The 21,229-nt window shown below is 67.1% G+C and carries 19 protein-coding genes; 10 read left to right on the forward strand and 9 right to left on the reverse strand.

Annotation, left to right across the window (positions count from 1 at the left end; translation table 11 throughout):
• Position 1 precedes the first annotated feature (1 nt).
• Positions 2-637, forward strand: coding sequence for a 5,6-dimethylbenzimidazole synthase (gene bluB, locus ACFY2Q_RS27540; protein ID WP_387135153.1), 636 nt, complete (start codon positions 2-4; stop codon positions 635-637).
• Positions 638-777: 140 nt separating this feature from the next.
• Here the strand turns inward: bluB and ACFY2Q_RS27545 are convergent, their stop codons facing one another.
• The 5 genes from ACFY2Q_RS27545 to ACFY2Q_RS27565 all read right to left on the reverse strand — a co-directional run bounded on the left by ACFY2Q_RS27545 (position 778) and on the right by ACFY2Q_RS27565 (position 6,648).
• Positions 778-993 (reverse strand): hypothetical protein, encoded by a 216-nt coding sequence (locus ACFY2Q_RS27545; RefSeq protein WP_387135155.1) that lies wholly within the window; start codon positions 991-993, stop codon positions 778-780.
• 304 nt (positions 994-1,297) lie between these two features.
• Positions 1,298-4,249, reverse strand: coding sequence for an immunoglobulin-like domain-containing protein (locus ACFY2Q_RS27550; RefSeq protein ID WP_387135158.1), 2,952 nt, complete (start codon positions 4,247-4,249; stop codon positions 1,298-1,300).
• Positions 4,250-4,403: 154 nt separating this feature from the next.
• Positions 4,404-5,228: an alpha/beta fold hydrolase gene (locus ACFY2Q_RS27555; RefSeq protein ID WP_387135160.1), complete on the reverse strand. Its 825-nt coding sequence runs from the start codon at positions 5,226-5,228 to the stop codon at positions 4,404-4,406.
• Between the two features lie 19 nt (positions 5,229-5,247).
• Positions 5,248-5,817 carry a DJ-1/PfpI family protein gene (locus ACFY2Q_RS27560; RefSeq protein ID WP_387135163.1) on the reverse strand — a complete coding sequence of 190 codons (570 nt, stop codon included), beginning with the start codon at positions 5,815-5,817 and terminating at the stop codon, positions 5,248-5,250.
• Between the two features lie 87 nt (positions 5,818-5,904).
• On the reverse strand, positions 5,905-6,648 hold the full coding sequence (locus ACFY2Q_RS27565) for a GntR family transcriptional regulator (protein WP_387135166.1): 744 nt from the start codon (positions 6,646-6,648) through the stop codon (positions 5,905-5,907).
• 437 nt (positions 6,649-7,085) lie between these two features.
• Between ACFY2Q_RS27565 and ACFY2Q_RS27570 the strand changes: the two genes are divergently transcribed.
• From ACFY2Q_RS27570 to ACFY2Q_RS27605, 8 genes are all read left to right on the forward strand, one after another.
• The gene (locus tag ACFY2Q_RS27570) at positions 7,086-8,471 is read left to right on the forward strand and encodes an extracellular solute-binding protein (protein ID WP_387135169.1); all 1,386 of its coding nucleotides are present in this window, start codon (positions 7,086-7,088) and stop codon (positions 8,469-8,471) included.
• Between the two features lie 38 nt (positions 8,472-8,509).
• Complete coding sequence (locus ACFY2Q_RS27575) at positions 8,510-9,418, forward strand: carbohydrate ABC transporter permease (RefSeq protein WP_387135172.1); 909 nt, start codon at positions 8,510-8,512, stop codon at positions 9,416-9,418.
• Positions 9,418-10,329, forward strand: a complete 912-nt coding sequence (locus ACFY2Q_RS27580) for a carbohydrate ABC transporter permease (RefSeq protein WP_387135174.1) — start codon at positions 9,418-9,420, stop codon at positions 10,327-10,329. The genes ACFY2Q_RS27575 and ACFY2Q_RS27580 overlap by 1 nt, the downstream gene beginning before the upstream one ends.
• On the forward strand, positions 10,329-11,396 hold the full coding sequence (locus tag ACFY2Q_RS27585) for an ABC transporter ATP-binding protein (protein WP_387135177.1): 1,068 nt from the start codon (positions 10,329-10,331) through the stop codon (positions 11,394-11,396). The genes ACFY2Q_RS27580 and ACFY2Q_RS27585 overlap by 1 nt, the downstream gene beginning before the upstream one ends.
• Entirely contained in the window at positions 11,396-12,472 is a 1,077-nt protein-coding gene (locus ACFY2Q_RS27590) for an ABC transporter ATP-binding protein (RefSeq protein ID WP_387135179.1), read from the forward strand. Before ACFY2Q_RS27585 ends, ACFY2Q_RS27590 begins: the two co-directional genes overlap by 1 nt.
• A gap of 299 nt (positions 12,473-12,771) precedes the next feature.
• Positions 12,772-14,232, forward strand: a complete 1,461-nt coding sequence (locus ACFY2Q_RS27595) for an NAD-dependent succinate-semialdehyde dehydrogenase (RefSeq protein ID WP_387135181.1) — start codon at positions 12,772-12,774, stop codon at positions 14,230-14,232.
• Positions 14,233-14,357: 125 nt separating this feature from the next.
• Positions 14,358-15,566 (forward strand): iron-containing alcohol dehydrogenase, encoded by a 1,209-nt coding sequence (locus ACFY2Q_RS27600; protein WP_387135184.1) that lies wholly within the window; start codon positions 14,358-14,360, stop codon positions 15,564-15,566.
• An 834-nt stretch (positions 15,567-16,400) separates the two neighbouring features.
• Positions 16,401-16,892, forward strand: a complete 492-nt coding sequence (locus tag ACFY2Q_RS27605) for a hemerythrin domain-containing protein (RefSeq protein ID WP_387135186.1) — start codon at positions 16,401-16,403, stop codon at positions 16,890-16,892.
• Between the two features lie 136 nt (positions 16,893-17,028).
• On the opposite strand, the gene ACFY2Q_RS27610 is transcribed toward ACFY2Q_RS27605, so the two are convergent.
• Complete coding sequence (locus tag ACFY2Q_RS27610; RefSeq protein ID WP_387135188.1) at positions 17,029-17,850, reverse strand: transposase family protein; 822 nt, start codon at positions 17,848-17,850, stop codon at positions 17,029-17,031.
• A gap of 127 nt (positions 17,851-17,977) precedes the next feature.
• On the opposite strand from ACFY2Q_RS27610, the gene ACFY2Q_RS27615 reads away from it, so the two are divergent.
• A complete protein-coding gene (locus tag ACFY2Q_RS27615; protein WP_387135191.1) occupies positions 17,978-18,250 on the forward strand; it encodes a hypothetical protein in 273 nt (90 codons plus the stop codon).
• An 8-nt stretch (positions 18,251-18,258) separates the two neighbouring features.
• Here ACFY2Q_RS27615 and ACFY2Q_RS27620 read toward each other — a convergent pair whose 3' ends face one another.
• The 3 genes from ACFY2Q_RS27620 to ACFY2Q_RS27630 all read right to left on the reverse strand — a co-directional run bounded on the left by ACFY2Q_RS27620 (position 18,259) and on the right by ACFY2Q_RS27630 (position 20,995).
• Positions 18,259-19,257, reverse strand: a complete 999-nt coding sequence (locus tag ACFY2Q_RS27620) for an IS3 family transposase (protein WP_387135193.1) — start codon at positions 19,255-19,257, stop codon at positions 18,259-18,261.
• A 5-nt stretch (positions 19,258-19,262) separates the two neighbouring features.
• A complete protein-coding gene (locus ACFY2Q_RS27625) occupies positions 19,263-19,607 on the reverse strand; it encodes a hypothetical protein (protein ID WP_387135195.1) in 345 nt (114 codons plus the stop codon).
• 1,019 nt (positions 19,608-20,626) lie between these two features.
• The gene (locus ACFY2Q_RS27630; RefSeq protein ID WP_387135198.1) at positions 20,627-20,995 is read right to left on the reverse strand and encodes a hypothetical protein; all 369 of its coding nucleotides are present in this window, start codon (positions 20,993-20,995) and stop codon (positions 20,627-20,629) included.
• Between the last annotated feature and the right edge of the window lie 234 nt (positions 20,996-21,229).

The following is a 21,229-nucleotide window of genomic DNA, read 5'->3' on the forward strand; positions in this document are numbered from 1 at the left end:
CTTGAACACCGGACTCTACGAGACCATTCACCGCCGCCGGGACGTACGTGCCCAGTTCACCGGGGCGCCGATCCCCGACGAGACGTTGCACCGGATCCTCGCGGCGGCGCACGCCGCGCCGAGCGTCGGTCTTTCCCAACCTTGGGACTTCATCCTGGTCCGCGATCCTGAGCTGCGGCAGGAATTCCACCGACACGTGGAACGGGAACGGGAACGGGACACCTTCGCGGCCACGCTCGACGGCGTGGCGGCGGAACGCTTCGCCCGGATCAAGATCGATGGCGTACGCGAGTCGACGTTGTCGGTAGTGGTTACGTACGACCCGGAGCGGGGTGGTCCGGCCGTGCTCGGTCGTCACGCGATCGCCGACGCCGGCCTCTACTCGGTCTGCCTGGCGATCCAGAACCTGTGGCTGGCCGCGACCGCCGAGCAACTCGGAGTCGGTTGGGTTTCGTTCTATCGGGAGCCGTTCCTGCGCGACCTGCTCGGCATTCCGGCCACCGTCCGCCCGGTGGCGTGGCTCTGCCTCGGCCCGGTCACCCACCTGGAGCAGACGCCCGACCTGGAGCGGCACGGCTGGCAGCAGCGACGACCGGTGTCGTCGATGATCCACCACGATCGTTGGACGACTGGCTGATCGGCTGACCGGGTGGCTGGCGCTCCCCCGCCAGCCACCCGGCGATCTGCCTCGACAACCCCGACGAGGCGCCCTCACCGCCGCCACCCTGCGGCTGTGGTGATCAGCGAGTGGTGCTGACAACGGGCTCCACCAAGAGCTCAGCCGCTTCGGCGGTTGCCCCATTGGCGCGGGCTCTGCACCGAGCCCCGGCCTGCGATGTGCTGGCCCTTTCCATGTGGTTGAGGCGACGTGGCCTTGCCCTTCGCGCGCCGGGCAGCCCGATTTTCGTGAACGGCAGGCTGGTCGGCCTCGGCGGTGGCCGAGGATTCGGCATCCGCCGCGTTGTCGTCCTGGACGGGCTCAGGCTCCGGCATCGGTATCTCCCTGGATTGGTGGGGCGCCCTGCGGGCCATCGGCAGCCGACGGACGCGGGCTGCTCGGCGCCGGTGTGGGCACCCATGACGGTATCGCAACGCCGAGCCCGTCCGATCGACGGTCTCTCAGCCTCGATCGGTCGTTCGCGTAGTGCGCGCCGCGGCGATGAGGCTGCTGGAAGCGGCTCGACCCGCGTACGCACCGCGTCGTCCTGGACGATGACGCCGAGCGGGCGAGATCGGTCGATCTCGCCCGCTCCTACTTCGTGGCGCAATTCAGCGCGCCTCGGCGTACCTGTGCTGGCTACCGCACCGTCAGGTTCTGGTAGTTGGCGGCGTGACTCTGGTAGGTCGGGTTGCCGGAGTAGGCAACGTGCACCCGGTACTGCCCGCGCTGCAGATTGGCAGTCTGCAGCGTCACGACGGCCTTGCCGTCCACCAGTGGCACGACCTGCACGGTGCCGGCGAAGGTGACAGTGGCCTCGCCGGTCGGGGTCGGAGCCTCCTTCTTTCCGCCCTTTGGCTCGACAGTCACGTCCAGCGTGAATGTCTTCCCGCGGACGACCGACGCCGGCGCCGTCTTCGCATGGACCTTGACGGCATTCGGGCCGGACGGCACCACGAACGAGGCCGTTCCTTGCGACGCCTTCAGGTAGTCGAAGCCGAGGTACTCGACCGTGACCGTCCGGGCACCCGCAGGCAGGCCCGCCGGCAGCGTGACAGTGGCCGCACCGTCGCTCAGGTGGGCGAGCGTCGACCACGAGCCGAGGCTGAACCGCACCTGGCCGCCGGTTTCGAACCCGTCAGCCGCCTTGACAGTTGCGGTGACAGTGGTCGACTCGGATCCGCTCGCGTACGGCTCCACAGCCACCTCGGTGGTGGTCGTGACGTCGCTGTTCGCGATCCCACGGATGTCGTTCCACTCGCGCAGGGTCAGCGGGATCACCGTGCCGTGACGCGGACGTACGACGCCCGCGTTGGTCATCGTGATCGCCTTGGGGTTCCAGGTCGGTGCCTCGATGTTCTCGTGGCACGCAGCCTGGTATCCACCACCGTTCGTGTACCGGTCACCCCAGAGGTAGAACTGGCCCGGGCAGGCGGTGTCACCAGGGTTGGCCTTGAAGATGACGGGCCCCTCGTAACCCTGGTTGGGGTCCCACGTCGTACGCCCCAGAGCCGGAGCGAGCGTCGTCCAGTTGTCGACGTTGCTGTCCAAGAAGTTGGTGTGCTTCTCCGAGAAGATGTCCGACCCTCGGTTGCCCGCCTCGTTCTTGGTCACCCGGTAGTAGTAGTCACCGACCTTGATCGCGGTCGTGTCGATCCGCGACAGCGGGGCCGGGTCCTGCCAGACCTGGGGAGCGGAGAACGTCTGGAAGTCGCGCGTCGTGGTGTACCACATCTGCGCGTTGCCCTGCCCCGTGCGGTTCACGGGGTTGTCCCACAGCGACTGTGCCCAGAAGACGACGTAGGCGCCGATCTCCTCGACCCACAGCGACTCGGGTGCGAAGGCGTTTCCCGCGTCGTCGGGCGCGACCTTCACGTGCCGCTGAGGAGTCCAGTTGACGAGGTCATGCGACTCGAACACCTCGATGTACTGGGTGTCGTTGATGGCGTACCCGCCCTGGTCGTACCAGTTCAGGTCGGTAGCGATCATGTAGAACGTGTCGCCGTCGGGCGAGCGGACGATGTGCGGGTCACGAAGGCCCTGGTCGCCCAACTGGGAGATGAGCGACGGCCGGCCCCCGGTCAGACCGGTCCAGTCCAGGGCGGTGTTTCCGTTGGACGTGGCGAACATGATCTGCTCACCGTCGGCGATTCCCTCACCCTTGAAGTACCCCATGAAGTACCGCTCGTACTCCTCGGAACGGGGCATGGCGGTGATCGTCACCGGGAACGACTTCGTCTGCGACGCCGAACCCTTGGTGATGGTTGCCGTCAGGGTGGCGGCGACATCCGCACGGCCGAAGGCCGGGCGGGTCACCTCACCCGTCGGGGTGATCAGGTCGCTTGTCGACTTCCAGGTGATCGTGGACCCGAACTCGCCGTCGGTCGGAAGTTTGATGTTTCCGCGCACGTCGTCCGTGGCGTACAGGGTCAGGTCGTAGGCGTCACGGTCGACCGCCTGCGCGTTGTCGAACTCGGCCTTCACCACGACGGGTATCTCCCTGGTGATGACCTCGTTGGCGCCCTTGCGGACAGTCGCCGTGAGCGTGGCTGTCGCGTCGGGCTGCCCCTGCGCGGGTCGGGTGATCCTGCCGGTCACCGGGACCTTGCGGGCGCTGGTGAGGGGTGGCGGGGTGTGGACCGCGACGACCGACGGGTCCGAACTCGTCCAGGTGATTGTCGAGCCCGCCACCGAGCCCACCTGGGGCAGCACGATGTCGCGTACGATCGCGCTGGTCAGGCCGAGGTCGATGGCTGCGGCGTCGGCGCGGACACCTGTGGAGACGGTCCGTTGCGCCAGGGCGAGTGTCTCGTCGGGGCTCACTGCCCGGTCGTAGACCCGGAAGTCCCGAATCGTTCCCCGGAATGAGTAGTGGCCCGACGTCTGCGAGCGGGCGAGGAAGTTGCAGTTGGTTCCCGCAGCGTTCACCGATGGCGGTGTGGTCAGGTTCGTGGACGTCGCGTGCAGCACGCCGTCGAGGTAGAGCCGGCCGGTCCAGCTTGTGCCGTTCGAGTTCAGCGACTGGGTGTACGTGACGTGCGTCCACGCTCCCTCGGTCATGCGGACGCGGTTCTGCTGGAGGTTCGCCGAGCCCACTGCGACGCGGAACCGCTGGGTGTTCGACGCGAAGATGGAGCCCTGCGCGCCGGTGTCGGCGTCGCACGAGCCGGACTTCGCGCCGAGGCTCCACATCTGGTGCTCGCCGACGTTCGCCGGATCGATCCACACGCCATAGTCGATGGTGAGGTTCGACATGCCGGCGGTGAGGTTGTTCGGCAGTGCCACGTACGCACCATCGAGGGCACTCTCGTACGAGTCGGGGTTGAACCTGACTCCGTCGCCGGTCAACGTCGCCTTCTGCGGATTCACAAGCGTGGCGTTGGCCGTCGAGCCCGCGCTACCCGAGTTGGCAAGCGTGGTTCCGCTGGTCTCGTCGAGGGCGAAGCGGTGCACCAGGCCCTCGCTGAGCGGATCGTCGGCAGCGTGCGAGGGCGTCGGCGCGATCGAGACCGCGAGAAGCGCACCCAGTGCCAGGACGGCGACACCTCTACCCTTGAGACTCAGCCAGGGACGTAACTTTCGCTGTCCCACTCTCAATTGATCCTCCTTGGTGGTGGCGGACTCTCTGATGTGGACAAGAGTTTGTTAACGCTAACCACCACGTAGTGCAAGGTCAACGAGACGTGGCGTCACAACTCGAGGCCCCGGCAACCTCGCAGAACACAGAGGTCGCCGGGCGCAAAGATCAATCTGTCGAGGGGTGTCGACGGAGGAAGCACGACAGCAGTTGCCGGAACTCCTGCGGGTGCTCGATCGCCGGCACGTGCCCGCATCGGCCGAACACGTGCAGACGGACATCGGCCAGGTGTCCGAGCAGCGGCTGAGCTGCCGTCCGGAGTGGGGTGACTCGGTCCTCGGCGCCGTGCACGAGCAGCACGGGCGCGCGGACCGCCGCAAGCGTCTGCGTCGAAAGGGTGAGCTCGTCGACCCATCGTGCCCTGGGCGGAGGGAACAGCGACGCGAATGCGGCAGCCCCCGCTCGCATCGCGGCCGCACGGGCGTTGACGGCCGCATCGGTCACGAGCGCCTGGTCGAGGACGAGGCGACTCAGCATGTCCCGTGCCCCGAGTGGGCCGGCGGGAGCGGCCCAGACCGCGTCGAGGTCGGCGGACAGCGGCGCCCCGGGGGCGCCCATCGTCGAGACCGCCACGACACGTGTGACCTGCTGGGGGCGCGTGGCCGCCAACGCCAGCGCCACGGCACCGCCCATGGAGTGCCCCACCACGGCGTAGTGCTCGATGCCGAGCGCATCCATCAGGCCCGCGGCCTGCTCCGTCCACAGCCGGAGCCCGCCCCTGGAGCCCTCCGGGACTGGCGTACGGCCGAACCCCGCCTGGTCAGGAGCCACCAGGTGCCAGGACGTGCCCAGCGCCTGCATTGTCGTTGCCCAGGCTCCGGACCCGGTCGTGCCGGGTCCGGAGCCGTGCAGCATCAACACCGCCGGCCCGGTGCCGCTGTCCAGGACGTGGACGGGGGATCCGTCGACGGCGACGGTCCGAAGTGTCGTCACCGGGGCAGGCCAGGTGTCCTCACGCCGACGGCGAGTCGACGGACTTCGAGAAGAGTTCCATCATCGCCCGGCCGAACTGCGGCATGTCGGGCCACCCCCGGCAGGAGACGAGGTTGCCGTCAACGACGTCGGGTGCGTCGATGACCGTCGCGCCCGCGTTCTCCATGTCACCGGTGATGGGAGGGAAGCACGCCGTCTTTCGACCCTTCAGGAGCCCGTACACCGCGGGGACCTGCGCGCCGTGGCACACAAGCGCGATGGGGAGGTTGCGCGCGAAGAAGTGCTCGGTGATGCGCCTGACGTCGGCGTCGACCCGGATCCACTCGGGGGCACGTCCCCCGGGGATGATGAGGGCGTCATAGCGCTCGACGTCGACCTCGGCCCAGGGCACGTCGACCGGCAACTTCCGGCCGTTCTTCTCCACGTAGGCGTCGGAGTTGGGGTCGAACTCGTGGATGACCAGTTGCACGTCACGAAGCGTCCGTGACGAGACATCGACGTCCCAGCCACCCTCCTGCACGCGGTAGTAGGGATACATGGTGTCGAGTTCCTCGGCGGCGTCGCCGGTCAGGAGCAGCGCTCTGGGCACCTGCTTCTCCTCGCATCTGGTGGCGGTGAGGTGGATACGATCCAATCCGATCCGATTGAGCTAGCATTCCGCTGCCCCCGCCGCCCGTCAAGCCTCTACCGCCACTGCGTCCGCGCCCTCGATCTCGTCGAACAACCGTCTGAATCGCTCGCCGGACCGCAGGATGTGCCGGCGCATCGCGTAGGCGGCGGCGTCCGGGTCACGCGCGGCGATCGCGGCCACGACCTCCTCGTGCTCGGCCATGGCCAAGTGAGTGACCTGGGCGTCGTGGTGCAGCCGGAAGAGGTGTACGTGACTGTGCAGGCGAGCGAGCGCCTCACGGATGACCTGGTTCTCCGCGCTCAGGGCGACGAGATCGTGAAAGGCGGCGTCGCGTAGCCCGAAGGCGCCGTAGGCCGCAGGCCCTCTGCCCCCTTCCAGCTCCGCCATCTCCTCGAGTATTCGTCGCAGACCGGCCACCTGCTCCGAGGATGCGCGTTCGGCGGATCTGCGGGCCGCTGCCGGCTCGAGGAGCAGGCGGACCTCGAGCATGTCCTCGAATCGCTGCCGAGTGATCTGGGGTGGAATGCGGTAACCGGCATGGGGCACACGCACGACCAGCCCCTCGGCCTCCATGCGGTTCAGAGCGTCTCGGATCGGCGTCTGCGAGACCCCCAGCTCTCGCGCCAGGACGTCGATCGTGACGCGGGAGCCAGGCTCGATCCGTAGCGACATCAGCTGTCCGAGCAGCGTGTCGTACACCTCGTCGGCAAGCCGGCCGCCAGATCTTCCTGGCGGCATTCCGCCCGCCACGGCCCTACGGCCCCGCACGGTCATCGCTTCGTCGTCCATCGTGACGTGAGGTCCTCTCTTGCGCCTTCGCGAACCTGTTGACATCAGTCACAACACTGCGGCATTCTGACGCCTCCACTCGATCGTATAGGAAAAGCGACGGAAGCCCGCCGTCTCGCACCGTCGCGGAACCGCGCTCCATCGCTCTACTTCGATCGCATGGAGCTGCCGCGAGCATGCTCGACGTCCTGCCCGGTGCGTCACCGGCCGCAGCTGGACCGACGGACTCTCGACGGCATGAAGACCCGGTACATCGCGGCGTACTCGTGACGCCGGTCCGCAGGTCGGCCCCCGCGACAGCCTGGCAACACCTCTGTTCAACCCCGCAACTGCTCGGCGAAGCACATAGCGAGGCTCTAGAAGTCCCCATCCAGAAAGCAGGCAAGAAGATGCCATATCAGAAGCGAAGTGGACGAACCTCCGCACCTCGGCGAAAGGTGCAGCTGGCGACGGCGGCCATGTTGCTGGTGGCCACGACCGTGGCGGGCTGCGGCGGTGGCGAAGACGACGGCGGGAAGGCGAGCGCCCCCAAGGCGCCGGCGACCATCCCGGAACTCAGCAAGGACCCGCTGACGCTCAGCTTCATCTGGTTCGACTGGCCTCCGGCCCACGCACTGGAGGACTTCGCGAACGCGGAGTACAAGAAGGAGCGGCCGAACGCGACCATCAAGGTCAACACCGTGCCGAACGCGAACTGGCACGACGCGATGTTCACCCAGTTCGCCGCGCGCAAGACCGACTTCGACATCGCGATCCTGGACTCGCAACACATCGGCGAGGCTGTGACGAACGGCAACATCCTCGACATCACCGACTTCGTCAAGAAGAACATCGACGTCAACGCCTACAACCCGTACCTCCTGGCGGCCTACGGCCAGTTCCCCCAGGCGGAGACCGGCAAGCGCGACGAGAACGCCAGCCTGTACGGACTTCCGCTGCTCGGCGACACCTGGACGATGATCTATCGCAAGGACCTGATCGGCGACAAGCCGCCGCAGACCTGGGACCAGATGATCTCAGTCGCCGAGAAGTGCCAGGCGGACAACCCTGGTGTCAGCGGGCTGTCTTTCCACCAGGCCAACGGCTCCGACGCGGCGGCCGTCACCTACAACACGGTCAACGGCGTCTACGGCGGCAACCTCTGGGACTCCAAGAACCGCAAGATCGAGGGCGTCCTGAATGACGCTGCGGGCCAGGAGGCGATGGATGTCCTGGTCAACAAGATGAAGCCGCTGACCGCCAAGGGCTCCGGCAACTGGTTCATCGACGAGGTGAACGCGTCGGTCGCCCAGGGCAAGGCGTGCATCGCGTTCAACTGGATCGCCGCGAGCGGCGGCCTGCTCGACCCGAAGCAGTCGACGCTCGGCACCACGCGGGAGCAGATTCTCGACAAGTTGGGCTTCGCCACCCTGCCGAGCCAGAAGACGAACCTGGTCCCTCTCGGCGGCATGGGGATGCACGTGTCGGCCTACTCCCCCGCGGCCAACCAGGCGGAGGCCCTGAACTTCATGACGTGGTTCCAGCGGGCCGACATCCAGAAGAAGTGGGCGGCGGCCGGTGGCGTGCCTTCGCGTACGGACGCTCTGCAGTCGCCCGAGTTCCTCAACGCCGGGCCGTTCAACAAGGTGTACGCCGACTCGGTTCCGCGGATGCGGGACATGTGGAACGTGCCCGAGTACGCGCGCCTCGTCGACATCGAGAACACAAACGTGAACGCAGCCCTCAACGGCGCGAAGAAGCCGAAGGACGCGCTCGACGACATCGCCAAGGAGCAGCAGGGCGTACTCGACTCCAGCAACCGCAAGGGTGGCGGCGGACTGTGAGTGCCCCTGTCCCTCTGACGACCGACGACCCAGGGCAGGTGGCGTCCGCGACGCCACCTGCACCGGGGCGGCCCCGCCGGCTGACCGACCGCAAGCTCGCCGTGGCGTTCATCTCCCCCGCGCTGCTGCTGTTGCTCGCCATGTCGGTGTTCCCGTTGCTGTGGGCGCTGTACCTGTCCTTCACCGACTACTCGGCCACCCGCGGAGGGCCCGCCAATTTCGTCGGGTTCGGCAACTACACGGCCATCCTGACGTCGGCGCAGGTCCACCAGAGGGCCCTCACGACGTTGATCTACGTGGTCGGCGCGGTCGGCCTCCAGACAGTGCTCGGTTTCGGCATCGCGTACCTGATCTCACGGCGCACGCACGGGCGAGGAGCGCTTACCACCCTGTTCCTGGTGCCGATGATGCTGTCGCCGGTCGTGGTCGGTCTGTTCTGGCGATTCATGCTCGACGCGCAGTTCGGCGTGGTCAACAGCATGCTCGGCTCGCTCGGCCTGGGGCAGGTGGAGTGGCTCACCCGGCAGCGAACGGCATTGGTCTCCCTGATCGTGGTCGACACCTGGCAGTGGACGCCGTTCATCATGCTCATCGCACTCGCGGGCCTCACCGCGGTGCCGAAGTACCTGTACGAAGCCGCCTCGATCGACCGGGCGTCCGAGTGGTTCAAGTTCCGCACCATCACTCTTCCGCTGGTGTGGCCGCTGCTCCTCATCGCCGTGTTGTTCCGGGCCATCGAAGCCTTCCGGCTGTTCGACCTCGTCTACATCCTCACCAGCGGAGGCCCGGGTGTCTCCACCGAGACGTTGTCGTTCCACGTCTACAAGGTCGCGTTTCTCGGCTTCAACACCGGCACCGCCTCGGCGTACGGGATCCTCATGGTCCTCGTCGTCATCGTCCTCACGCAGCTCTACCTGCGCTACCTGAACAAGCTCAAGGAGGACTGATGGCAGTCTCCGTCGACGAGGCAGTGTCAGCGGGTCCTGCCCCGGGTCACACGCCGCCCGCGCGCCGCAGTGGCGGCCGGGGCCGCTCCGCGCTGGAGATCGTGCTGCTGATCGTCCTGGCCGTCGTGATGCTCTTTCCGGTGCTCTGGATGATCGAGACGTCCATCAAGGAGAACCGGGACGTCTACGCCATCCCGGCCAAGTTCTTCGGCTTCACGGTCACGATGGACCACTTCAAGGACGTGTTCGTCGCCCCCGGCGGCGGCCGCTCGGCGCTGTCCGTCGCGTTCCTCAACTCCGTAGTGGTCGCCGGGGTCTCGACGGTGCTGGCCACGGTGCTGGGGGTTCCGGCCGCCTGGGCCTACTCACGCTTCGGCGTGAAGGCCAAGAAGGACCAACTGTTCTTCATCCTGTCCACCCGCTTCATGCCGCCCGTGGTGGTCGTGGTCCCGATCTTCCTCATGTACCGGCAAGTCGGACTCATCGACAGCAAGCTCGGCCTGATCCTGATCTACACGGCCTTCAACGTCCCGTTCACGATCTGGATGATGAAGGGATTCGTCGACGAGGTGCCCGCGGAGTACGAGGACGCCGCCATGCTCGACGGCTACACCCGCTTGCAGGCGTTCTGGAAATACACCCTTCCCCTGCTCCTACCCGGCATCGCCGCGACAGCGGTCTTCGCACTCATCTTCTCGTGGAACGAGTTCGTGTTCGCCATCTTCCTCACCTCCAGCGACAGCGTGCGGACGGCCCCACCCGCCATCGCCGGCCTCATCGGCGGTACCACTACGGACTGGGGTCTCGTGGCCGCCGCCTCCGTGGTGTTCGCCCTACCGGTGCTCGTCTTCGCCTACCTGGTGCGCAAGCACCTCGTCGCCGGTGTGACGCTCGGGGCGGTGCGACGCTGATGGCAGGCATCGAGGTGACAGCCCTGCACAAGCGCTACCCGGACGGAACGGTCGCGGTTGATCGCGTTGACCTGTCCATCGACGATGGCGAGCTGTTCGTGATGCTCGGCCCCTCGGGTTGCGGCAAGACGACGACGTTGCGGGCCATCGCCGGTCTGGAGAGGCAGACGACGGGCGACATCCGCATCGGCGACACGCTCGTCAACGACCTGCCGCCCGCCGAGCGCGACATCGCCATGGTGTTCCAGTTCTACGCCCTCTACCCGCATCTGAGGACCCGCGACAATCTGGCGTTCCCACTGCGGGCCGAGGGACTGCCCAAGTCGGAGGTGCACAAGCGGGTCGAAGAGGCCGCCCGGCTGATGCGGCTCGGACCGCTGCTGAACCGGCGACCGCGCCAGCTGTCCGGCGGGGAGCAGCAGCGCGTCGCGCTCGCTCGTGCCCTGGTACGACGGCCGCGAGCCTTCCTCATGGACGAACCTCTCACCAATCTGGACGCGGAGCTGAGGGCGGACATGCGCACGGAGATCAAGCACCTACAGGGGGAGCTGGGGGCGACGATGGTCTACGTCACCCACGACCAGGTCGAGGCGATGTCGCTCGGTCACCGGATCGCCATCCTCAACAAGGGCCGCGTCGAGCAGATCGGCACGCCGCTTGAGGTCTACGACCGTCCGGCGAGTCTCTTCTGCGCCGCGTTCATCGGCTCACCGCCAATGAATCTGATCGAGGTGGAGGTGGAGGACGGGAAGCTGCGCGGTCAGGGCGGACTGGCCCTCACGCCACCGGCAGGCCTGTCGCGCGACCGTCGTCTGGTGGCAGGCGTCCGGCCGGAGGCGCTGGAGGTCACCGAGCCGGGGGCGGACGGTTCGGTGCCGGCCCGCGTGGTCTCGGCGGAATGGCTGGGCGACGAAATCATCTACGTGGTCGACCACAGCGGCCAGCGCGACGTACGGGTTCGGATGCCAACGACCGTCCGTTTCGCCACTGACGCAAAGGTCGGGCTGCGCCACACCGGCGGGACCCCGGCGGTCTACGACGCAAGCACGGAAGAGCTGGTGGCCTGATGGGAACCGTGGCAGCGCAAGGGCTGCGCAAGTCCTTCGGAAAGGTCCAGGCCCTGGACGAGGTGACGCTGGACGTGCCGGACGGCTCGTTCTTCGTCGTGCTCGGGCCCTCCGGGGCAGGCAAGACGACGACCCTGCGAGCCATCGCCGGCCTCGAGAAGCTCGACGCCGGGTCGGTGCATCTGGACGGCAGGGACGCGACAGGTGACACCCCGGCCGCACGCGACCTGGCCATGGTCTTCCAGAGCTACGCCCTCTACCCGCGACACACGGTGTACGAGAACATCGCATCGCCGCTGCGGGCACGCCGCTGTTCTGCGAGCGAGATCGCCGCTGCCGTCGAGCAGATGTCGAGTCTGCTGCACATCGAACGTCTGCTGCAGCGTCGTCCCGCGCAGTTGTCGGGCGGTGAGATGCAGCGCGTCGCCCTGGCCCGGGCGCTGGTCCGTCGCCCGCGCGCGTTTCTCATGGACGAGCCGCTGACGAACCTCGACCTCAAGCTCCGCGTCGAGATGCGCACCGAACTCACCCGCATCCACCGCAGTCTCGGAGCAACCTTCGTCTACGTGACAAACGACCAGGTCGAGGCCCTGTCCATGGCCGACCAGGTAGCGGTCCTCAAGGAGGGAAAGGTGCAACAGGTCGGAACGCCGACCGAGGTGTACGAGCGTCCCGCCAACCAGTGGGTCGCAGGATTCGTCGGGAGCCCGCCGATCAGCCTGCTCGCCTGCCACGCCGAGGGAGATCGTCTGGTCGGTGCGGGAGGCTGGACGCTGCCGCGGCCACGCTGGGCCACGGCTGAGGACGGTCGTGCGCTGCTGCTGGGTCTGCGCGCGGAGGACCTGTCCGTCGAGCAGCCTGGGAGCGCCTCGTTGTCGGGGGAACTCTACGCGCTGGAGCCGCTCGGTGACCGGACGGTGGTCGACGTTCGAGTGGGGACGGAGATGCTCAAGGTCAAGGCACGGCCCACCGTCACCGGTGCGCCGGGCGAGCGGCTGCTTGTCACTGTCGACCTGGACCGCGCGCACCTGTTCGATGCGGGCACCGGACTGTCGCTGTCCGAGGCAGGGCGGTAGCCGCCGCCTGGCAGCGACGGCCACACGCGCCCGGACGTGGCAGCCGTGCTTCGGCGGACCGTCACCGGTGCGTACAGCCTCGGCCGGGTTCGCCGCTCCCCGCGCCGCCGCGTGAGGACGCTGAATCGGCCGTGGCCCGAGAAGGCCATCGATGGCGCGGGGCGTCGCTCTGCAGAGGGCAGGTTCGAGCCGCTCGGCAACCTCGCCCCCGACGAGGGCCCGTGACCGGCCCGTCGGCGCGCGCAGCGCGATCGCTGAGGCACCCGGACATCAAAACGAAGATCACAGGAGGTGGCGCGATGAGTGACCCGATGAACGTCCTGGCCCCCGAGCACCGGCGGCTCCGGATCGGCGACGCCTGGCGTGACGCCGCAAGCGGAGCCACCTTTGCCGTCGAGGACCCGGCCACCGGCAAGACCATCGCCGAGGTGGCCGATGCCGGCGTCGTTGACGGGCTCGCCGCTCTGGACGCGGCGAGCAGGGCGATGGCGGAGTGGGCGGCGACCCCACCGCGGAAGCGGTCAGAGTTGTTGACCGCGACGTACCGGGCACTGACCGAGCGATCCGAGGAGGTCGCCCGGCTGATAACGCTCGAGATGGGCAAGCCGCTCGCCGAGGCTCGGGCAGAGGTGGCGTACGGCGCCGAGTTCTTCCGTTGGTTCGCCGAGGAGGCGGTACGCGTCGAGGGGCGCTACAGCACCGCTCCCGCAGGTGGATACCGCATCCTCACCGTGCCGAAGCCGGTCGGACCGTGCGTCTTCGTGACGCCCTGGAACTTTCCGTTGGCCATGGGCGCCCGCAAGATCGCTCCTGCGTTGGCTGCGGGCTGCACGACGATCACCAAGCCAGCCGCCCAGACGCCACTCACCATGCTGTTCCTGGCTCGCGTCATGGAGGAGGTCGGCGTTCCCCCGGGCGTCGTCAACGTGGTGACCACCAAGCGTGCCGGTGAGGTGGTCTCCGCATTGCTGGCCGACAGTCGGACCCGCAAGCTTTCGTTCACCGGGTCGACCGAGGTCGGGCGCGTGCTGCTACGACAGGCTGCGGACAACGTCCTGCGTACCTCAATGGAACTGGGCGGAAACGCGGCCCTGATCGTGTGTGCCGACGCCGACCTGGACGTCGCCCTCGACGGCGCCATGGTGGCCAAGATGCGCAACATCGGGGAGTCGTGCATCGCGGCCAACCGGATCTACGTCGAGGAGCCGGTGCGCGAGGAGTTCACGGCGCGCTTCGCCGAGCGGATGGGCGCGCTCTCGGTGGGCCATGGTCTCGACGACGGCGTGGACGTCGGGGCGTTGATCGACGAGGCTTCGGTCACCAAGATCGACGCGCTCGTCGCCGACGCGGTCGAACGTGGCGCCCGGGTGTTGGTGGGCGGCGAGCGACCGGACGGGCCGGGCCACTTCTACCCGCCCACCGTCCTCGTCGACGTACCCGACGACGCGCGGATGCTGCGGGAGGAGATCTTCGGCCCGGTGGCGCCGATCATCTCGTTCACGTCCGACGACGAGGTGCTGGCGAAGGCCAACGACACCGAGCACGGCCTGGTCGGATACGTCTTCACCCGTGACCTGCGGCGGGCGCTCCGGTTCACCGAAGGGCTGGCCACGGGAATGATCGGCATCAACCGTGGCCTGATATCGGACCCGTCCGCTCCGTTCGGAGGCGTGAAGCAGTCCGGCATCGGCAAGGAGGGGTCGCACGAGGGCATCCTCGAATACCTCGACGTCACCTACGCGGCGATCGACCTACCGTGACCGGCCTGCAGCCGGCAGACGTCCGCTCCACCCGGGCGGCCAACCTCGCCGACGCCGTCCCGGTCCCGCAGGCGACCTGACACCCACCCAGCACACCGCCGCCGACGTTCCGGAGAGGCACCGACATGCTTGAGACCGTCCGCGGACCACGCCAGCTGATAGTGGGCGAAGGGGTCGCGCAGAACATCCCACGAGTGGTGGCCGAGAGTGGCTCGCGAGTCCTCATCGTGACCGACCAGGTTCTTCTCAGGCAGCCGGGCGTGGCCGAGATCGTGGCCGCCGTGCGGGAGAAGGTCGAGGTCGTCGAGGTGTTTTCCGACGCGACCTCAGACGTGCCACTCACCGACGTCGCCCTGGCCGTCTCGGCCGCCGCCGAGGTGGACGCCGACGTGATCCTCGCCATCGGGGGTGGCACGGTGATCGACCTCGCCAAAATCGTCGGCGTCATCCGGCGCCACGGTGGGACGCCGCGCGACTTCTACGGCGAGTCGAAGGTGCCGGGGCCGACGATGCCCCTCGTCGCGGTCCCGACGACGTCAGGCACCGGCTCCGAGCTCACACCCGTCTCGGTGTTGACCGACCCGGACCGCGAGCTGAAGGTGGGGGTTTCCAGCGTCCACATCGTGCCCGACTTCGCCATCGTCGACCCCGAACTCACCTACACCTGCCCTGCGACCGTCACCGCCCACTCCGGCATCGACGCGTTCTGTCACGCGGTGGAGAGCTACACCGCGCGACCCCGGGCCCACGGACCGCGCGACCCGGTCGAGCAGGTCTTCCTCGGCCGCAACCCCATCACCGACCACTACGCGCTCCTGGCCGCGGAGCGGATAGCCCGTAGCTTGCGCCGCGCTGTCCGGGACGGAGGCGACACGGACGCACGCGCGGACATGTCCTACGGGTCCGTGCTCGCCGGGCTCGCGTTTTCCCACGCGGGCAACGCGGCCCCACACGCTCTCCAGTACCCCATCGGCGCAGCCACGCACACGGCGCACGGCCTGGGCGTCGGGCTACTACTGCCCTACGCGCTGGATGCGGCCAAGGAGGCCATCGGCGACCGGTTGGCCATCCTCGCCGGGGTGTGCGGGCTGGACGTGGCCGACGCCTCGGATGCCGAGGCCGCAGACACGTTCCTCACCTGGCTCCGCGAGCTCCTTGCCGACATCGGCATCCCTCCCACCCTGGCGGACATCGGCGTGGCACGCGCCGACCTCCCGCGCTTCGCGGAGATGGCCAGTGGCGTCACCCGCTTGATCCAGAACCATCCAGGCCCGACCGACACCGCCAGCCTGACCGCGATCCTCGAAACGGCCTGGACCGGGGACCGGACCTGACACATCCTGACTCCGAACAGAGATGGTGACCGACCTTCCACGATTACGTCTTCGACACCCGCAACCGGCAGATCAGGCCGACAGGACGTCGCCAGGGTCCCACCGACCGTCGGGGTCTCCCGTCAACAAGAGAGCGACGTGCTCCTACTCATCGCGACCCGCCTACGCAGGCATGGGGGTTCGTGTCGTGGGGCGACACCACCCATTGCCCCACCGCCGATGACGCTCAGCGCAACTCTGAAGCTCACGCAAGTCTAGCTGTGATAGTGCTCTTCGGCTCCGCCGAAGAGGTCACACACCGAAGTGCCTGTACAGCGCGCGCCGGCTGGTTCATACCGCCCGCCCGAGCCTTTGCCGACCACACGTTCAAGCCCTTGATGGCGACCGCGATGGATGAGTCGACGGCGGTGGCATGGGCCGTTGAGCCTCAGTGACGGATGGTGCGCCTGGTCAGCTCCCCGAGGCACTTAGAGCGTGGCGCCGCTCCCGTCTTGGACATGTAGGACACAGGACGTAGGGCCCGGCGCCGCACGCACTGACGCAGTTACTTGGCCCGGGCAAATCACTGCACGCCATTGGCGTTGGCGCGCGAAGGCACCCGCTTGGGCAACGGTGGTCGCGTCGCGGGCGGATTGCTCGGCCGGGTGCGTGCTGGCGGGCGTCGGAGCAGGGCCAGTTCGTGGTAGGGCGGCACTGGTGGCGGCAATGAGGATGCGCGTCGGCGGCCGGTCGAGCTTGCGGCTCCGCCGCGTTTTAGATCGAATAGAGGCAGCATCCCGTGCCGGTGGCGGACAGCGTCAGGCATCGAGGTGTGGAACCGAAGGGCCGCCATCAATGACTTCCCACGACCGCGACCGCGCAGTCGCGTTCAGCCTGCAACTCGCGCAGGCACATCAAGAACTGCGTCGCCAAATCAACGAGCTCCAGGCGGGCCTGGGGCAGCATCAACCGGACGACGACGTACTCGTAACCCATTGCCTGGCGTTCTGCGCCGCACTGACGTCGCATCATCAGGGCGAGGACACGGGGATGTTCGCCGAACTACTGCGGGAGCGCCCCGACCTCGCGGGGACCGTCGCCAACCTCGTCGAGGACCACGGGATGATCGCATCGATCCTGTCGCGAGTAACCGAACTCGCTGACAACGCCACCAGATCTCACGGTCCGGCGTTGGAAGCGATCGGCCGTGATCTTGACGGACTCGCGTCGATCATGGAGTCGCATTTCAACTATGAGGAACGAACCATCAGCGAGGCGCTCGATGGTGGGATGCCTGACACAGGCTGGTCCGACATGGTGTTCAGGTTCCGCGATGACGTGCACTGACGTGGTCGCTGACTGCGCGTCTTGACCGGCATCGAGGATCGTATTCCCAACCGCGGGCGGCGCTCCAGTTGCGCCCTGTGACAGCCAGGGCCCGGATAGAGCCGGCCAACTGTCACTTCCAAGTGAAGCCGATGTGTCAGGCATCAACTGGAGCCCGACACGGTCCAGGCGACGCCCAGCCCCTCCGGCCACAGCCCCCGACGTGATGTAGGACGAGGATGGCCTGCACGATCGGGGTCGCCCGGTGTGGGCTGCAGCGCAGCCTGGTCAGGACTTTCCAAGTCTTGAGGGTGGCGTTGGCGCGCTCGCCGATGGCACGGATTCGGGCGTGAGCGCGGTTGGCCTTCTTCTGCCAGCGAGAGAGTTTCGGCCGGTAACGGTGGCGTTTGAACGGGGTTCGGATGCTGCCGCGGGCGCCCTGGTAGGCCTTGTCGGCGAGGGTCATCACGTTCGCGTTGGTCAGTGCGTCGATGATGGCGTGGGTGCGGGCTGCGGTCAGGTCATGGACTGAGCCGGGCAGTGCGGGCGAAGCCCAGATCAGTCTGCCTGCCGGATCGGCGATGACCTGCACGTTGACGCCGTGACGGCGATGCTTGCCGGAGTAGTAGGGCTTCTGGTCGCTGACCCGGTCGATCGGGATCAGCGTGCCGTCGAGGATCGCGTAGGCCAGCAGGCGGATCCTGGTCATCGCCGTGGTCAGGTCGTCGGCGGTGACGGCGAGCAGGTCGATGGCCTCTCGGACGTAGCGCCAGGCCGTCGTGACACCGATCTCGAACCCGGCGGCCAGGCGGGTCAGGGTGTCACCGTTACGCAGGTGGGCCAGGGCGAGCAGGGCCTGCCGGCCGGGGTCGAGGCGCCGCCATCGGGATCGCCGCTGGTCACGGCGGGCTCGGATGAGACCGGCGAGGTGGTTCAGGCTGCGGGTGGACAACGGAATCGCGGCAGGGTAAGACAGCACAGCGAGGCTCCCGGTTGGGGCATCTGATCTTGGTCGATTGCTGTCTTACCGGGAGTCTCGTCCTATGTCGACATCGGCCACCCGCACTGCCCGTGACCTGCACCATCACGATGAAAATGGCTCACTAATGGACATCACGCCGGGGCTGCCCGAGACGGACAACTTCCAGCACTGGCCGCCGTGGCGGCAGCTCGTCGTCGAGACCGCCCGCCGCGTGCTCGACTACACCGGAGGCACTCTGGTGATGCCCATGACTGTCCTGGTCGAGCAATACTGGCGCGAGATCAGCACAGGCCTCGCCCATCACGCCATCCCGGTAAGGCACTTCGTCCTCCACGCCGACCAAGACACCCTCCGCGGGCGTATCGAGCGGGAACACCCCGTCCCCTCCCCGCGGTAGTTGTCAAGTCAAACTGAGACGGTCTGTTCCTGCTGGGTCGGCTGGTTGATCCAGGCGTGGTCGGGCAGTTTCGGTGCGTGCGGCCGGCGGTTGAACCGGTCCGGGTGGGTGGCGTGGGCCGCGTCGAGGGCGCGTTGGCGTTGCTCACGGATCTGCTCGGCGGTGCCGTAGTGCACCGACGCCGGGGTGTGCCAGCCGATCCCGGAGTGCCGATGCTCGTGATTGTAGGCGGTGAAGAACCCGTCGCAGAAGGCTCTCGCGTCAGCGAGGGACCCGAACCTTTCCGGGAAGTCCGGCACGTACTTCATGGTCTTGAACTGAGCTTCGGAGTACGGGTTGTCATTCGAGGTCCGGGGTCGGGAATGCGACCGTAGGACACCGAGGTCGACGAGCATCTCCGATACCGGCTTCGACACCATGGCGCCGCCACGGTCGGCGTGGATGGTGTGCGGCTCGATCCCGTTACGGCTGATCGCGTCCGCCAGGAAGTCGCGGGCGACGACCGCGTCCTCCCCGGCCGCGACGAGCCAGCCGGTGACGTAACGCGAGTAGATGTCGATAACGACGTAACACCGGTACCAGAGGCCTTTGACAGGTCCCTTCAACGCGGTGATGTCCCAGGACCACACCTGACCCGGCCCGGTCGCGACCAGCTCCGGACGCACCCGGGGTGGATGGGTCGCCAGCCGGCGTCGTTCCCGGCTCTGCCCAGCGGCACGGGCGATGCGATACATCGTGGACATTGAGCAGTGGTAGCGGCCCGCGTCGAGTTCCCGGGCCCAGACCTGCGGGATCGCCAGGTCGGCGTAGGTCGGCGAGTTCAGCAGAGCCAGCACCCGGTCGCGTTCGGCCGTGCTGAGCGCCTGCGGCGGCGGGGTCCGTGGCAGCCACGGCCCGTGCCGCGGTCCGACCGGCTTCGCCCGCCGGTAGTAGGTCGCCCGCGAGGTCCCGGTCAGCACGCACGCCCGCTGCACCGAGATGTCCGCGTCGCGTAACTCGCCGAACACGGTGGTCAGGATCTCTTCGGCCGGTTGTCGTTGTCCGCGCTCTCGGAGAGTTCTTCCAAGAGCGCGTGCGCTTTTCCCATGATGTCCAACGCCATGCGGGTCTTCTTCAGGTCCGCCTGCAGCTTCTCGTTCTGCCGGCGTAGCTTCTCCAGTTCGACCTGTTCTGCGGACTTCTTCACGCGCGACTCCGCCGCCGCAGTACCGGAATCCGTGACCGGAGCCCCTGCCTGGCCGAGTTGCCCGGCGTCGCGAGCCCGTGTCCATTCGATGATGTGCGACGAGTACAAACCTTCCCGGCGCAGGATCGCACCTTTCTCTCCGTTCGCGGCGTTCTCGTACTCGGCGACCATCGCGAGCTTGTACTCCGGGCTGAAAACCCGCCGTGACGGCTTTGGCGCCGGGTCCCCGCCGCCGGACGCCGGCTGCTTGCCAGATGAAGTGGACACATACACAAGGATCTCCGATCCCGCCCTCAGTAGGTCAGCACCCCACTCACACGGGGTGTCTCACACCATCTTGACCAAGAGGGCCTCGAGGTCGGCCGGGGTGAATCTCCATTGGGTCTGCGGCACAGGTTGTGACAGGTCTCCGGCGCCCGGAAGCAGCGTCAGGTACGCGCCGCGCTCGAGCCCCGCCCTGGCGAGGTCGACAAGATCGTGCGTCGATCCCAACCGCCATCCGGCCCAAGATCAGGTTACGAAAATCGTGGAGGAGTTCAGATTCGGGCACGACCCGACTGGGAGTCGGCAAGGTCCACGGGCTTTCGGGCCCGTGGACCTTGCCTGACCGGCAGGGTCGGTAACTGCCAATGGTGTTAGCGGCGGCACCGAGATGCCGTTTCTCTCGTCCCGTTGCGGTGTGCCGATCTTGTCAGCAGTGCCCGACGACGGTCTGGTTCTCTACCAGTGATGAGTGGATGTAGCCGGTACCGACTGGCGTCGCGCTCCAGAACCAGCGGTTGGAGGCGTAATCGGAGTTCGGCGGGTGGACCCACTGGTTGTCGACCCAGCAGTGCATCGTGACACCGGTGTTGTTGCCGAGGTATCCCAGAGAGCTGCAGGTCGTGCTTGCGCACGTCCGGACGTTTGCGCCGTCGGAGTTCGATCCTATGTAGCTACTGACCGCTTGGGCGGGGCTTCCAACCGCGGCAATCACCCCTATAAATGCTGAAGCGAGGATTGCAAGGTGCCGAGCAAACGGACGCCGCAGGGATGCAAGCACATGTCCTCCTTGGTGGAGCGTGTGGTCAGCCCTCAGCGTTGGGCGGCCTCGGCTCCTAATTGGCTTCCTCCGCCCGAACTGGGTGCGAGGCCATCGACTTGCAACGACGTAGGCATGCGGGAGAGCGTCGTGGAGCCGCACGGAATGGTCAGTTGTGGATCTCGACGCAGGCAGCTGGTGTGACTTGGGCGCCGCTAGCCGTTCGGGCGGTCACGCAAACCCAACTGTGGTTGGCGAGGTTCTTGTTGATGTTGAGGCGCTTGTGTGTCATATCCGACGGCCACCCAACATCCCCGTGACCGCGGTAGTAGATCCCGTCTCCCCAGATCTCGATCTCGAGGTATTGGCCGGTCACGAAGTAGATGTCGGCATCGATGTAGTTCACATACAGGCCGCTGCCCTTCACATACACGCAGCGGTCGGCAGCGCCTCCGTAGTTGCAGCGGCCCGCGCTGGCGGACGCGGGCTGCGCGAATCCGAACAGGACGGCAGTCGCAACTACGAGTGCGGACAGCACCGCCGAGATACCCGTCCTTGACCGCGATCGTCGCGCCGAGGTAGGTGCCTGGGGCGCCGCAGCATTCATGGTCATGGTGGTTTGTTCCTTCCGTTGGTTGACTCAGGGAGGCTGTGATCGCCTAGAACGAAGGTACATTTCGATTTAGAGTAGTCAAAGAAATTGTTTTGGAGACGTCTAAATTCTGGCTGTGGTCGGCTGCCGTCGAGACGACTGAGGCCATAGGGCCGTCTC

This window comes from Micromonospora sp. NPDC000316, from assembly GCF_042898885.1.
In the GTDB taxonomy this organism is placed as follows: Bacteria; Actinomycetota; Actinomycetes; order Mycobacteriales; family Micromonosporaceae; genus Micromonospora.